Below are 14288 nucleotides of genomic sequence, written 5' to 3' on the forward strand. Positions count from 1 at the left end.
GTATCAGTCGAAGCGTTACGAGGAAACGTTGATGGCGCTCGAACGGCGCTTTCCGGCGCTCGAGCTCGAGTGCCAGATCGCCGAGCACGAGGACGTGCTCGACCTGATCCAGCAAGGGCGCGCGCAACTCGGGCTGATGGCTGCGCGCGCGGCCTACCCGGCCGATATCGGCGCGGCGACGATCGCGGAGGAATCGGAGATCGGGCTGTTCGTCGGCCGCACACACCCGCTCGCCGAATACGGCGACGCCGACGTGCCGCACACCGCGCTGCGCGACGTGCGCGAACTGCGCCTCAATACCTATGTGAAAACGGAAGGCCGCGGCGCCGACGACCGAATCGTCGTCGGCACGCAGCACTGGCTGGCACCGAGCTACCTGATGCTGCTGGAGATGGCCGTACTGGGATTCGGCTGGGCCGAACTGCCGCGCTGGATGGTCGACCACTTTGCGCGCGATCGGCTGTGCGAACTGCGTGCGCGCGGTTGGCCGCGCCGCGTGCGGGTCGATGCGGTCTGGTCGCGCAACCGGCCGCTCGGCCCGGTCGGCTCATGGCTGCTCGACGCGATGCTGGCCGCGTAGCGGCGTTTGCCGATGCCCCGGCCGCTGCACGCGGGCCGGCCGGCTCCGGTCAATCAGAAGCCGCGCGACAGCACCGCCGCGCCGATCGTGACGACGCCGAGCACGAGGTTCACGAGGACGAGCAGGCGCACCGTATTCACCGCGCGCGCGCCATCCGGCCACTTCTGCGCCTGCACCGCACGGCGAATGCGCGGGAACAGCGCGAAGCGGATATGCCCGAAGATCAGCATCATCACGACGCCGAGCCCGGCCATCGCGTGCAGCGACCACGTCGCGTGCGCGCCGCCGAATTCCACGAGCAGGAAGCCGCCGGACAGCAGGATCACGATCACGGAACCCGAAACCCAGTTGAAGAAGCGGCCGAACACGCCTTCGATCAGCGGCAACCGAAGCTGCGGCGACAGGTCGGACAGCGCCGGACGCAGGCAGAAGTTGGCGAAGACCATCCCGCCCACCCACACGGCGACGGCCAGCAGATGAAGAAACAGCGCGACGGAAACAGCATGGGACATGACGGCAATCCTGTGAGGAGTGGGGTGCGGCGAACGGCCGCGTCGCACGCGGCATCGAGCGACGTTCGACCGGATTGTCGCTGCGCGGTTCAGACCCCAGGCGCGATTTCACACTATTTTGCAAGTTCCGCGTGACAGCGCCACACTTGCTTACCCGAATCCCCGCTCCAAAAAGAAAAGGCCGCACGTCCGCCGAAGCGGAGGTGCGGCCTTCGATCGCGGCCGAACCGGACGATCGATCGTGCCCGCGTCAGCCGAGCAGCGGACGCAGCTCGCTGACGACCTTGAGCTTCGTCTCCGGCGCGCGGCCCTTGCGCGCGCGCTTGCCGACGTGTGGTGCGAGCGCCGCGTACGACAGCGTCTCGTCCATCGCCTTGCCGCCGCGGCCCGTGCCGATCAGCACGACGCCGGCCGGATCGATCGCGAGCGCCTGCACGAGCGTTTCCTTGTCGTCGAGCGCCATCAGGATCACGCCGCGACCGCCACCGGACAGCGTCTTCATCTCGTCCATGCCGAACACCAGCAGGCGGCCGCCGCTCGACAGGCAGGCAACCTGCTTCGCGTTCGGCAGCACGGGCATCGGCGCGAGCGGCACCGCGCCCGCGTCGATCGTCATGAACGCCTTGCCGGCCTTCACGCGGCTCACCATGTCGCCAACCTTCGCGAGGAAGCCGAAGCCGTTGCTCGACGCGAGCAGCAGTTGCTGGTCGGCCGGCGCCGCGTAATAGTGCATCAGGTGCGAGCCCGATTCGAGCTCGATCAGCGACGTGACCGGCACGCCGTCGCCGCGCCCGCCCGGCAGCACCGACACGTCGACCGAGTACACGCGGCCGCTGCTGCCCCACGCGATCAGACGATCCGGCGTGCGGCACTGGAACGCCGCGTACAGATGATCGCCGGCCTTGAACGAGAAGCTGGCCGGGTCGAGCCCGTGGCCCTTCAGCGCACGCACCCAGCCCTTTTGCGACACGACCACCGTCACCGGCTCGTCGACCACCTTCGCCTCGAAAGTCGCGCGCTTTTCCTGCTGGATCAGCGTGCGGCGATCATCGCCGTACTGCTTCGCGTCGGCCTCGATCTCCTTGATCATCAGCCGCTTCATCGCGCTTTCGTTCGCGAGCAGTTCCTCGAGCTTCGCCTTTTCGTCGCGCAGCGCTTCGAGCTCCTTCTCGATCTTGATCTTCTCGAGCCGCGCGAGCTGGCGCAGCCGGATTTCGAGAATGTCTTCCGCCTGCCGTTCGCTGAGGCCGAACGCGCTCATCAATGCGGCCTTCGGCTCGTCCGACTCGCGGATGATGCGGATCACCTCGTCGATGTTCAGGAAGACGATCATCCGCCCTTCGAGGATGTGGATGCGGTCGTCGACCTTCGCGAGACGATGGCGGCACCGGCGCGTCATCGTCAGCTGGCGGAACTTCACCCATTCGTCGAGGATCGTCAGCAGGCCCTTCTGGCCCGGCCGGCCGTCGGCGCCGATCATCACGAGGTTCAGCGTCGCGTTCGATTCGAGGCTCGTGTACGCGAGCAGCGTGTTCACGAATTCCGTCTGGTCGATCGTGCGCGACTTCGGCTCGAACACGAGCCGCACCGCCGCTTCCTTGCCCGACTCGTCGCGCACCGCGTCGAGCAGGTCGAGCATCGCCTTCTTCGTGTTGAGCTGCTCGGGCGTCAGCGTCTTCTTGCCGAGCTTGAGCTTCGGGTTCGTCAGTTCCTCGATTTCTTCGAGCACCTTCTGGCCCGACGTGCTCGGCGGCAGCTCGGTGACGACCAGCTGCCACTGGCCGCGTGCGAGATCCTCGATCTTCCAGCGCGCACGCACCTTCAGGCTGCCGCGGCCGGTTTCATAGGCCGCCGCGATTTCCGCGTCGCTCGAGATGATCTGGCCGCCGCCCGGGAAATCCGGGCCGGGGATCAGGTTCATCAGTTCCGCGTGCGTGAGCTTCGGATTGCGGATCAGCGAGACCGCCGCCGCTGCGACTTCACGCAGGTTGTGCGACGGGATTTCGGTCGCAAGACCGACCGCGATGCCCGACGCGCCGTTCAGCAGCACGAACGGCATGCGGCTCGGCAGCGTCTTCGGCTCCTCGAACGAGCCGTCGTAGTTCGGCATGAAGTCGACCGTGCCCTGGTCGATCTCGTCGAGCAGCAGCTTCGCGATCGGCGTGAGGCGGGCTTCCGTGTAACGCATCGCCGCCGCGCCGTCGCCGTCGCGCGAGCCGAAGTTGCCCTGCCCGTCGATCAGCGGGTAGCGCAGCGAGAAATCCTGCGCGAGACGCACCAGTGCGTCGTACGCCGACTGGTCGCCGTGCGGGTGGTATTTACCGAGCACGTCGCCGACCACGCGCGCCGATTTCACCGGCTTCGCGTCCGGGCCGAGGCCCATTTCGTTCATCGCGAACAGGATCCGGCGCTGCACCGGCTTCTGGCCGTCGCACACGTCGGGCAGCGCGCGGCTCTTCACGACGCTGACCGCGTAGCTGAGATACGCCTGCTCCGCGTAGTTGCCGAGCGTCAGCGCTTCGGCGTCCGGTGCATCGGGGCCGGCGAAGAGATCGGAAGTGTTGTCGTCCATCTGAATTCCGTATTCGTAAGTGGCGTGAGGCCGGGCCGGGGGTCATGCCCGGCCGCGCAGGTGTTCGGCTTAGATGTCCGCTTCGACGTCGTTGCCCTTTTCCTCGAGCCAGCCGCGCCGCGCGGCTGCCTCGCCCTTGCCCATCAGCATCGTCATGCGCGCGACGGTCGCCTCGTAGTCGAGCTCGCCGAGCTTCACCGGCATCAGGCGGCGCGTGTCGGGGTTCATCGTGGTATCCCACAGCTGTTCGGCGCTCATTTCGCCGAGACCCTTGAAGCGGCTGATGCTCCATTGCGTCTCGCGCACGCCGTCCTTGCGCAGCTTGTCGAGGATCGCCTCGAGCTCGCCGTCGTCGAGTGCATAGAGCTTCTGTGCGGCCTTCTTGCCGCGCGCGGGCGCGTCGACGCGGAACAACGGCGGGCGTGCGACGCACACATGGCCGCGCTCGATCAGTTGCGGGAAATGCTTGAAGAACAGCGTGAGCAGCAGCACCTGGATGTGCGAGCCGTCGACGTCCGCGTCCGACAGGATGCAGATCTTGCCGTAGCGCAGGTTCGACAGGTCGACGCTTTCATCGGGGCTGTGCGGATCGACGCCGATCGCGACCGAGATGTCGTGCACCTCGTTGTTCGCGAACAGGCGGTCGCGCTCGGTTTCCCACGTGTTCAGCACCTTGCCGCGCAGCGGCAGGATCGCCTGGTATTCCTTGTCCCGGCCCATCTTCGCGGAGCCGCCCGCCGAGTCGCCCTCGACGAGGAACAGTTCGTTGCGCGCGATATCTTCCGTCTCGCAGTCGGTCAGCTTGCCGGGCAGCACCGCGACGCCCGAGCTCTTGCGCTTCTCGACCTTCTGGCCGGCGCGCGTACGCGCCTGCGCCTGCTTGATCACGAGTTCGGCGAGCTTCTTGCCGTGCTCGACGTGCTGGTTCAGCCACAGCTCCAGCGCGGGACGCGAGAACGACGACACTAGCTTCACCGCGTCGCGGCTGTTCAGGCGCTCCTTGATCTGCCCCTGGAACTGCGGATCGAGCACCTTCGCGGACAGCACGAACGACACGCGCGCGAACACGTCTTCCGCGAGCAGCTTCACGCCCTTCGGCTGCAGGTTGTGCAGTTCGACGAAGCTTTTCACTGCCTGGTAAAGACCGTCGCGCAGGCCGGATTCATGCGTGCCGCCGGCCGGCGTCGGGATCAGGTTCACGTACGACTCGCGCACGAGCGAGCCTTCCTCGCTCCATGCGACGACCCACGACGCGCCCTCGCCTTCGGCGAAGGTATCGTCGCCCGAACGCGAATCGGCGAAACGCTCGCCTTCGAACAGCGGGATCAGCAGCTCGCTGCCGTTCATTTCGTCGAGCAGATAGCCGCGCAGGCCGTCCTCATATTTCCACGTCTGGCGCTCGCCCGACTTCTCGTTGACGAGCACGACCTCGACGCCCGGCAGCAGCACGGCCTTCGAGCGCAGCAGGCGCTGCAGCTCGCCGAGCGGCAGGTTCGGCGAATCGAAGTACTTCGGGTTCGGCCACACCTGCACGCGCGTGCCGGATTTCTTCTCGCCGCGGCCCGCGCCCTGCGTCGCGAGCGGCTTCACGACATCGCCTTCGGCAAAGCCGAGCTCCGCGATCTTGCCGTCGCGCCAGACCGTCACGTCGAGGCGCGTGGCCAGCGCGTTCGTCACCGACACGCCGACGCCGTGCAGGCCGCCGGAGAACGTGTAGGCGCCGCCGGCGGCCTTGTCGAACTTGCCGCCCGCGTGCAGGCGCGTGAATACGATCTCGACGACCGGCACGCCCTCTTCCGGGTGCATGCCGAACGGGATGCCGCGACCGTCGTCCTCGACCGATACCGACTGGTCGGCGTGCAGCGTGACCGTGATCTGCTTGCCGTAGCCGCCGAGCGCCTCGTCGGACGCGTTGTCGATGACTTCCTGGATGATGTGCAGCGGATTCTCGGTACGGGTGTACATGCCGGGCCGCTGCTTGACTGGCTCGAGACCCTTGAGCACCTTGATCGATGCTTCGCTATAGGCCGCGCTGGGTTTCTTCGTTGACATAGGCGCTGAATTTCGTCATTCATCGGGACGTTGTCCACACCTCGTGTGGATAACGTCGTGGACAAAACGTTGAGTTCCGTAAAAAAGCGAATCGAAACAACGGTGTGCTTGGACTGCTCCGAAAGCGGGCGCGCGGCGTGCGCTGCGCTGCCCGGGACGCGCGGTATTTTACTGGTTCCGCGTGGCACGCCAATCGCTCAATCGCGCGCAGCGGCCGCCGGCCGCGCGACGCGTCATGCGTTTTACGCAGGCTTGCGCTTCGCCTCGAGCGTTTCCCACCGTTCGAGCGCTTCGAGCAATTCGTCGTCGATCGCCGCGAACCGCTCGGTCAGGCGCGTGCCTTCCTGCGGATCCTTCGCGAAAATCGAGCCGTCTTCGAGCTGCGCATTGATCGTCTTCTGCTCCTCTTCGAGCGCGGCGATCTTCTCCGGCAGCGAATCGAGCTCGCGCTGCTCGTTGAACGACAGCTTCACCGTGCGTTGCGTGTTGCGGCCCGCGGCACTTTTCGCCGGCTCGTCCTTGACGGGCGCCGCGTCCTTGACCGCGCGCTTCGCGGCTTCCTGCTGCGCGAGCTGATCCGCGCGCGCGCTCTGGATCTGCCAGTCGCTGAAGCCGCCCACGTATTCTCGCCACTTGCCGTCGCCCTCGGCCGCGATCACCGACGTCACGACGTTGTCGAGGAACGCGCGATCGTGGCTGACGAGCAGCACCGTGCCGTCGTAGTCGGCCAGCAGCTCCTCGAGCAGTTCAAGCGTCTGGATGTCGAGGTCGTTGGTCGGTTCGTCGAGCACCAGCACGTTGGCCGGACGCGCGAACAGGCGCGCAAGCAGCAGCCGGTTGCGCTCGCCGCCCGACAGCGACTTCACCGGCGAACGCGCGCGTTCCGGCGCGAACAGGAAATCGCCGAGATAGCTCATCACGTGCTTGCGCACGCCGCCGATCTCGACCCATTCGCTGCCGGGGCTGATCGTATCCGCGAGGCTCTTTTCCTGGTCGAGCTGCGCGCGCATCTGGTCGAAATACGCGACCTGCAGGTTGGTACCGATGCGCACCGTGCCCTCGTCGGGCTTCAGTTCGCCGAGAATCAGCTTGAGCAGCGTCGTCTTGCCGGCGCCGTTCGGGCCGATGAAGCCGATCTTGTCGCCGCGCATCACCGTCGACGAGAAGCGATCGACGACCGCGCGGCCGCCGTAGCGCTTCGTCACGTCGGTCAGCTCCGCGACGATCTTGCCGGACTTCTCGCCCTGCGCGACATCCAGCTTCACGTTGCCCAGCGTGTTGCGGCGCTCCGCGCGCTCGTTGCGCATCTGCACGAGCCGCGCGATGCGGCCGACGCTGCGCGTACGGCGCGCTTCGACGCCCTTGCGGATCCACACTTCTTCCTGCGCGAGCAGCTTGTCGAACTTCTCGTTTTCCACGCGCTCGATTTCGAGCTGCTGTGCCTTGCGCGTCTGGTACGCGGAGAAATTGCCCGGGTACGACAGCAGCCGGCCGCGGTCGAGATCGACGATGCGCGTTGCGACGCGGTCGAGGAACGCGCGATCGTGGGTGATGAACAGCAGGCCCGCGCGCTGCGCGACCAGCAGTTCTTCCAGCCAGCGGATACCGTCGAAGTCGAGGTGGTTGGTCGGTTCGTCGAGCAGCAGCACGTCGGGCTGCAGCACCAGCGCGCGCGCCAGCGCGACACGCTTCTGCATCCCGCCCGACAGCGCGTCGACGGGCGCGTCGACGTCCGCCAGGCCGATCTGCGCGAGCGTCATCGACACGCGCGTGCGCCAGCTCCACGCGTCGTGCGCATCGAGCGACGACTGCAGCACGTTCATCCGCGCGAGCAGCGCATCGTGCTCGGCGCCTTCGGGTATATCCGCGAGGCGGTGCGCGATCGAATCGTATTCTTCGAGCAGTTCGCGCGTGTGCGCGAGCCCCGACGCGACTGCATCGAACACCGTCGCGCCCGGCTCGAATTCGGGCTCCTGCGGCACGTAGACGGTCACGAGTTCCTGCTGGCGCGTGACCAGCCCGTCGTCGGGCTTCGCGAGCCCGGCGACGATCTTCAGCAGCGACGACTTGCCCGCGCCGTTGCGCCCGATCAGGCCGACGCGCTCGCCGGCTTCCAGCGAGAAATCCGCGTGATCGAGCAACGCGACGTGACCGAACGCGAGCTGCGCGCCGGAAATGGAATAGAGCGACATGGGGAGACGGCGAAGAGAGAAATCGGAAGCGCCCATTGTACCGGTCGCGAGCGGCGTCACCGGTATGGCCGAACGGATAAGGCCGGCAAACGGGTTGAGAGGCGGGTTGAACCGTGCTTATAGCGGCAGGGAGGCGGCGTCCATCGAAGCGCTTCGACGCGATGCGATGGCACACCGGGTGCGCCCGGCTTCCGGTAGCGGACGCCGGGCGCGAGTTCTGGGCAAAAGGCCCGCGTCGGCCGGATGCCTGCGGCCGGCCGATCGACCATTCCGCGCCGGACGCCTCGGGCGCCCGTACGCGACACGGGCGATTACTTCACGTTGACCGTGATCGTCGAGCTCATTTCGGGGCCGTACGACCGGTGCGCGCCATCGCCGAACTGCAGCGTCAGCGTGTGCTGGCCGGGCGGCAGCTTGATTTCGGTTTCGGTCTGCGCCTTGCCGAAGTGCAGCGAGCGCTCGCTCGCGGGAATCACGTCGCCCTTCGGAATCGGCCGGCCGTCGATCAGCAGATGATGATGGCCGGTATTCGGCGTCATGTCGCCGGCGGGCCGAAGCTCCATCCCTTCCAGCCCGAACTTCACGTGCACCGGATTCGACACCGTCGCGCCGTCGCTCGGCGCTTCGAAATACACGCGCGCCTCGGCCCGCGCGACCGTCGACACGGCCATTGCCGCCACGCATACCGCACCTGCGATCCACTTTCTGTTCAGCATCGCATTCTCCTTATGATTGGACAGCCCCGGAAGCATACACCTCGCGAACGGCAACCGTGTTTCGGTTGCATTGTTCGCGATGCGTACGTTTAAAACGACGTTGCGGAGCCGTTCGGCGAAATTCCGGTACCATTGCGCCTTTCGTCCGCCGGCGACGCTGCGGATGGCATCACCGGATTTCCATTTTTCCCGAGCGCTACATGAGCGAAGTAACCGAATACCAGAGCTGGGTCTGCCTGATTTGCGGGTGGGTCTACAACGAAGCGGAAGGGCTGCCCGACGAAGGCATCGCGCCCGGCACCCGTTTCGCCGACATCCCCGCCGACTGGCGCTGCCCGCTGTGCGATGTGGGCAAGGAAGATTTTGTTGTCGTCGATTTCTGATTCGCTGACTGCCTGATTTCCGATCGCGGCTGATCACGCGATCACGCGCGTCGGCATGCATTCCGCCCCGCCGACGCGCCGCGCGTTTGCTATACTCTGCGCGCTGTCCACACTGCCGTCCGGTTCGCGTTTTTTATGCGTGTTACCCGGACATGGCTCTCCCCGTAGTTCAATGGATAGAACAAGCGCCTCCTAAGCGCTAGATACAGGTTCGATTCCTGTCGGGGGGACCATCTCAGTTCCAAGCGCCTCCCACGTCTCACGACAAAAGCCCCGCCCAGCATAGCTTTGCGGTTTCTTTGTTGCAAACTTCTGCAAAGCCCCCCAGCCAAAGCAACGCATCGGTGGAGGTTCTTTCGGGGGTTCCTCAGCCCACCCCAAACCGCCCCCCACATCGCTCAAACGGAACCCCAGCAGAGGAGCGGACATGGCTCTTGCCGACATGGCAATACGCAATGCCAAGCCAAGCGATCGTCTCGACCGGCGCATCGAGCGCGCCGGCCTGGGGCGGTCCGTCTGCGGTGGTCCTCACGGGCGTCACGCAATACGATGTCGCGATCGGCAATTCGACCAGGCTCACGTTCATCTCGCCCGGAACGTCGGGCGGCTTCCTGATTTCGAATGGCCTCTCGACCAATCCGTCGTTCGGCAATACCGTCACGACGCTGACGGCGACCGGCGCCATCACGCCCACGCAGACATCCGGCATAGTCGGCACGACGACCAATAACAACGCAAACGCGGGCAGCGTCGGCGAATACATCTGCGCGCAGGTAACGAATGGCGGCTCGCCGAGCGGTTGTCAGACCAACTCCTCGACGCCAGTCTCACTCGCGACAGGCACCTATGCCAACGTCACCTCGATCTCCCTGACGGCCGGAGACCGGGATATGGAGGGGCGCGTGGGGTTTCTGCCGGCTGGCAGTACGGTGATGGGCGCACAGGTTTCCGGCATCAGCACGACCTCGGCCACACTGGGCCCGGCGGATTCCCATGCCGCCGTCGAAGAGGCCCATGTCACGGGCCTCGCCAGCACAATTGCCGCGCCACGGTCGCGCATCAGCGTAGCGTCGACGACCGCGGTCTATCTGGTCGCGTACGCGTCGTTTTCAACCAGCACTTGCACGGCGGTTGGTTTCGTTACCGCTCGCCGTATTCGGTTGCGCGGCGAAGTTTTTAAGCCGTAGCGCAGGTTTCTCGATGATGTGCCAAGACATGTAACCGGAGGCGACCGACAGAATGATCGACGCAAGCACGAATGGCCCGAACCCGATGTGCGGGAATAGCGCCATCAAGGTTTGCTGGATCAGGAAGGCGTAGACATAAATGCCGAAGGACGGGTCGCCTAGCGCGCCGATCCGGCTGAGATAGGGCGTCTCGGTCACGGCAAACGATATGACGGCGTAAGGGATCGCAAGCATCAGCAGCCATATCTCGACCGCCGAGCCGCGAGTCATGATGATCGCGGCGGCAACAGGGAGCCATGCCCACGAGAAGAGCGGGATGCGCGTACGCAGATGCCAGAGCAGCGCGCCGGTCGCGAAGCTGATCCCGGCGCGCACCAACTCATGCGCGTCCATCATGAGAAAGTTTCCTGATGGCGGGTGAATCTCCAACCAGCATCCGGCCGCGAGCAGAGCGACAAGAACTGGCACGGTAGCCCTGCGCACAAAGTAGAGCGCCCTGCCGAGCGCGCACAAGCCGAAGTACATCGTCGCCTCTAGCGGCAGTGTCCACAGCGAACCGTTCACATTATTCGCGAGCGGATTGTGCTCAAACACGCCCGGCAATACGAAGCGCATCGGGTAAAGCAGTAGAGAGCGCAGGTACAGTGCGAACCGTGGGTCGGAGAGATAAACCGACTCGGGCAGCGTCGTGAGCATCGGGCCAACCACGCAGGCGGCAAGCAGGATCGCGCAGAAGAAGCCGGGCAGGATGCGCAGCGCGCGACGCAGCAGGAAACGGAACGGATGCGGGTCGCGCTCCCAGCTCGCGCTCACCAGATAACCACTGACCGCAAAGAAAGCAAATACGGCGGCGGCGCCCAGGTCTCCCAGCGGAAAGGTCGCGTCATGGATCGGCCGCGCATGGCTCACGAGCACGGCGAGCGCAGCGACGATTCGGACGAAGTCGAAGTTGTTTTTTTGGGCCATACGACTGATATGAAGAATCGTGTCGACGGATTCTATACGACGTCGCCGGGGCGAGGCGATGGCAGGGATGGTCGAGGCCTAGCGCGGCCATGCTCGTTTGCTCCCGCTATATTTCCCTAATAATTGCCCTCAAGTTGACCGCAAACCCGCATGGCTGCGCGCTTGTTTTCTGTGCAACTTGTCAGGGATTGCATCGCGGATCGCTCTATCTGGCGCGCTTCTGCGGTTCGTTTCATCATCTGATGCGGGACCAGAGGGTCGAAGGTCCGAACCCTTCGGTCTTGTGCAGTTGCCGGACCATCTCGCGCGCCGCCCACAGCTCGGCGGTTACCTGCCCGATAGCTCCCGCGGATACTCACGGTGTCCGCCCTTGCAGGCGTTCATGGACACCTTGGCTTTACCTGCTTGCGTCCCAGGTCCGGTCGCCTTCGTCCGCGGTTGCCAGCGCCTGATTGCCTCGGCTTGCGCTTTCCGTTGCTCCGGTGTCCAGTGTCGCGGCATGTCGCGCCGCCCTTTTGTCGGCTAATGGCTCGTTGGGCGCACGCTCAAAATTTCCCGTGCGCATGGCATCCGTATGCGACTGCATACCTGCATAGGTATTGTTGACCTGCTGATGACCCGCCGCGATGTTGGCCCACTGCACAATGTGGATGTTGCGCGGGTTCTCAATCTCGGCCAGCGCCTCGAGCGTCGCGCGACATTGAGATTGCGCTTTGAGCGCTAGCCGTAGGTTCGCCTCCATCTGGTTCAGATACTCGCAGTGCGCCGATTTGCGCGCCAGTTGATTGAAAACCATGTCCAGCGTGTTCGCCTGCGTTAACAGCATCGCCTCCACGGCGGACAAGTCGCCAACCTTCATCCACTTTCCCACGATCAAGTACGGCAACGACAGCGACGAAAAGCGCCTGACGTTGAAGCTGATCGGGAAGCACGAGCATTCAACACACTCGCCAAATCGACTCGTCGCGCTCGGTAGACCACCGATTCCGTTCGACTTGCGAGCAAAGATCGATTGACTCTCAACATCAGCCCCAGTACACTACGCGCCGCGGGGTGGAGCAGTCTGGCAGCTCGTCGGGCTCATAACCCGAAGGTCGTAGGTTCAAATCCTACCCCCGCAACCAATACCGAAGCCCGCTCTGCGAAAGCAAGCGGGCTTCTTGCTTTCCGCATGCACTGCTGCGTGCGTACTGCCTGGCAGCATCGCATACGAATCGACGCATATTCAGCCGCCGGCATCCCCTGCGACACACGATCGCAACCCGTCCGATCCCCACGGCTCCACACCTCATATTGCGTAGAATTCCGAACCTTCTTCAGCATCCGGACTCACGCAATGATTCGAGCGATCGCGGCACTCGCCGCGCTTTCAGCGATGACCGGCACGGCTACCGCCGCCGAGACCATCACCGCGCCGGCGAAGCCACACTATGTCAGCCCCGGCATCGCCAACATCACGAACGCAGCGGCACCACGCGCGGAACCCCCCTCTCCCAACTCACGCTGCCGTGAACTGGCCGCCGGCATCGACGCCGTCACGCACGCCCCCGACCGCGGCCAGAAGATCGTGCGCGGGATGGGCCCGGACGGCAAGCCGCGCAACGAACTGCGCGCTTACGACAAGCGCGCCGATCTCGAAACCGAGCATCACCGGCTCGGCTGCTGATAGCCAGCGCAACGCCGCCCGGTCACTTCACGCCAGGCGTCCGCGTCTTCACGCGTTCGCACCGCCATCGATCGTCAACCCGGTCCCGTTGATCGACCGACCTTCCGGCCCGACGACGAACGCGACGAGCGCCGCCACGTCGTCGGCCCTGCCGTACTGCTGAATCGCCATCCGCGAACGCTGCGCGCTGGCATGTTCGCCGTCGGCCGGATTCATGTCGGTATCCGTCGACCCCGGATGCACGATATTGACCGTGATGCCACGCGGGCCCAGATCGCGCGCGAGCCCCTGCGTCCAGCCGATCAGCGCGGCCTTGCTCGCCGCATAGAGGCTCATCCCCGCATCGGGCACGCGCGTGGCGAGGCTACTGCCGGTCGACACGATGCGCCCGCCCTCTCCGAGATGCCGCGCGGCCGCCTGCGACGCGACGATCACCGCGCGCACGTTCACGTTCAGCGTCGCGTCGATATCGTCGAGCGTGAGGTCGTCCAGCGTGCCGGCCCGGAAAATCCCCGCGTTGTTGACGAGGATGTCGAGACCGCCGAACGCCTCCGCGGCACGATCGACCGCGTCGCGCACGGCCACCGGATCGGCGCTGTCGGCCTGGATCGCGACGGCGCGACGGCCCAGCGCCTCGATGCCGGCGACGACCGCCTGCGCACGCTCGGCCGATTTCTCGTAGGTAATCGCGACGTCCGCGCCATCGGCCGCCAGCCGTTTCGCGATCGCCGCACCGATGCCGCGGCTGCCGCCCGTGATGAGTGCACGCTTGCCCTGAAGTCGGTTCATGTCGGTTCCTTTCCTCATTTATGTAACGACCGACACAGAATGTGGCAAGTTGCGCGGCACAGTCAATTGATTTAATTTATCGATCGATACAGATATCGATGAAGGAACGGATGCAATGGCTGAGCGAGGCCGACCGAGAAGCTTCGACAAGGAAGCGGCGCTGGATCGCGCGATGGAGGTGTTCTGGCGCCTCGGCTACGAAGGCGCATCGATGACCGACCTGACGGCCGCGATGGGCATCGCGTCGCCGAGCCTGTATGCGGCGTTCGGCAGCAAGGAAGCGCTGTTCCGGCAGGCGCTCGAGCACTACGGCGCAACGGAAGGGCGAGAAATCTGGGGGGGCGTCGAACAGGCCGTTAGCGCGCACGACGCCGTGCGGAACTACCTGATGGATACCGCACGCGTGTTCACGCGGCGGTCGAAGCCGGCAGGCTGCCTGATCGTGCTGTCGGCGCTGCACCCGGCCGAGCGTTCCGATACGGTCAGGCAAACGCTGATCGCGATGCGCGAGCGCACGGTCGAGAATCTGCGCGAACGCCTCACGCAAGGTGTCGCGACCGGCGAGATCGCGGCGCAAGCGAACCTCGACGCGATCGCGCGGTACTACGTGACGGTCCAGCAAGGGATGTCGATCCAGGCACGCGACGGTGCGAGCCGTCGCGATCTGGAGGCC

13 protein-coding genes and 2 tRNA genes are annotated in these 14288 nt (G+C 65.2%); 7 read left to right on the forward strand and 8 right to left on the reverse strand.

Translation table 11 applies throughout. The annotated features are described in order from the left end of the window. The coding region (locus tag JYJ84_RS14390; protein ID WP_205189237.1) for a substrate-binding domain-containing protein at positions 1-580 on the forward strand (580 nt) is incomplete at its 5' end. 53 nt (positions 581-633) lie between these two features. Here JYJ84_RS14390 and JYJ84_RS14395 read toward each other — a convergent pair. The 5 genes from JYJ84_RS14395 to JYJ84_RS14415 form a co-directional block, all read right to left on the reverse strand. Next, a complete protein-coding gene (locus JYJ84_RS14395; RefSeq protein ID WP_085041971.1) occupies positions 634-1092 on the reverse strand; it encodes a CopD family protein in 459 nt (152 codons plus the stop codon). A 250-nt stretch (positions 1093-1342) separates the two neighbouring features. Then, the gene (parC, locus tag JYJ84_RS14400) at positions 1343-3664 is read right to left on the reverse strand and encodes a DNA topoisomerase IV subunit A (RefSeq protein WP_175222868.1); all 2322 of its coding nucleotides are present in this window, start codon (positions 3662-3664) and stop codon (positions 1343-1345) included. Between the two features lie 69 nt (positions 3665-3733). Further along, positions 3734-5716, reverse strand: coding sequence for a DNA topoisomerase IV subunit B (locus JYJ84_RS14405; protein WP_011352819.1), 1983 nt, complete (start codon positions 5714-5716; stop codon positions 3734-3736). A 242-nt stretch (positions 5717-5958) separates the two neighbouring features. Continuing rightward, the gene (locus tag JYJ84_RS14410) at positions 5959-7944 is read right to left on the reverse strand and encodes an ATP-binding cassette domain-containing protein (protein WP_175222869.1); all 1986 of its coding nucleotides are present in this window, start codon (positions 7942-7944) and stop codon (positions 5959-5961) included. A gap of 275 nt (positions 7945-8219) precedes the next feature. Then, a complete protein-coding gene (locus JYJ84_RS14415) occupies positions 8220-8624 on the reverse strand; it encodes a DUF4399 domain-containing protein (RefSeq protein WP_122946741.1) in 405 nt (134 codons plus the stop codon). 200 nt (positions 8625-8824) lie between these two features. Here JYJ84_RS14415 and JYJ84_RS14420 point away from each other — a divergent pair, with 200 nt between their 5' ends. From JYJ84_RS14420 to JYJ84_RS14430, 3 genes are all read left to right on the forward strand, one after another. Further along, positions 8825-9007, forward strand: a complete 183-nt coding sequence (locus tag JYJ84_RS14420; protein WP_006398668.1) for a rubredoxin — start codon at positions 8825-8827, stop codon at positions 9005-9007. A 158-nt stretch (positions 9008-9165) separates the two neighbouring features. After that, positions 9166-9240: transfer RNA gene (locus JYJ84_RS14425), tRNA-Arg, on the forward strand. Positions 9241-9441: 201 nt separating this feature from the next. Further along, positions 9442-10194: a hypothetical protein gene (locus JYJ84_RS14430; protein ID WP_175222870.1), complete on the forward strand. Its 753-nt coding sequence runs from the start codon at positions 9442-9444 to the stop codon at positions 10192-10194. Here the strand turns inward: JYJ84_RS14430 and JYJ84_RS14435 are convergent. Then, positions 10117-11160 carry an acyltransferase gene (locus JYJ84_RS14435; protein WP_175222871.1) on the reverse strand — a complete coding sequence of 348 codons (1044 nt, stop codon included), beginning with the start codon at positions 11158-11160 and terminating at the stop codon, positions 10117-10119. The two genes, JYJ84_RS14430 and JYJ84_RS14435, sit on opposite strands and share 78 nt — an antisense overlap. A 397-nt stretch (positions 11161-11557) precedes the next feature. Beyond that, positions 11558-12019: a hypothetical protein gene (locus tag JYJ84_RS14440; protein WP_175222872.1), complete on the reverse strand. Its 462-nt coding sequence runs from the start codon at positions 12017-12019 to the stop codon at positions 11558-11560. A 188-nt stretch (positions 12020-12207) separates the two neighbouring features. On the opposite strand from JYJ84_RS14440, the gene JYJ84_RS14445 reads away from it, so the two are divergent. Further along, positions 12208-12284, forward strand: a tRNA-Met gene (locus JYJ84_RS14445). 212 nt (positions 12285-12496) lie between these two features. Continuing rightward, positions 12497-12826, forward strand: a complete 330-nt coding sequence (locus tag JYJ84_RS14450) for a hypothetical protein (RefSeq protein ID WP_122945983.1) — start codon at positions 12497-12499, stop codon at positions 12824-12826. Between the two features lie 48 nt (positions 12827-12874). Here JYJ84_RS14450 and JYJ84_RS14455 read toward each other — a convergent pair whose 3' ends face one another. Further along, the gene (locus JYJ84_RS14455) at positions 12875-13615 is read right to left on the reverse strand and encodes an SDR family NAD(P)-dependent oxidoreductase (RefSeq protein WP_122945984.1); all 741 of its coding nucleotides are present in this window, start codon (positions 13613-13615) and stop codon (positions 12875-12877) included. A gap of 115 nt (positions 13616-13730) precedes the next feature. Here JYJ84_RS14455 and JYJ84_RS14460 point away from each other — a divergent pair. After that, on the forward strand, positions 13731-14288 hold a 558-nt coding region (locus JYJ84_RS14460), incomplete at its 3' end, for a TetR/AcrR family transcriptional regulator (RefSeq protein WP_205189238.1).

The sequence above is a fragment of the Burkholderia sp. LMG 13014 genome, assembly GCF_905232215.1.
Lineage (GTDB): Bacteria > Pseudomonadota > Gammaproteobacteria > Burkholderiales > Burkholderiaceae > Burkholderia.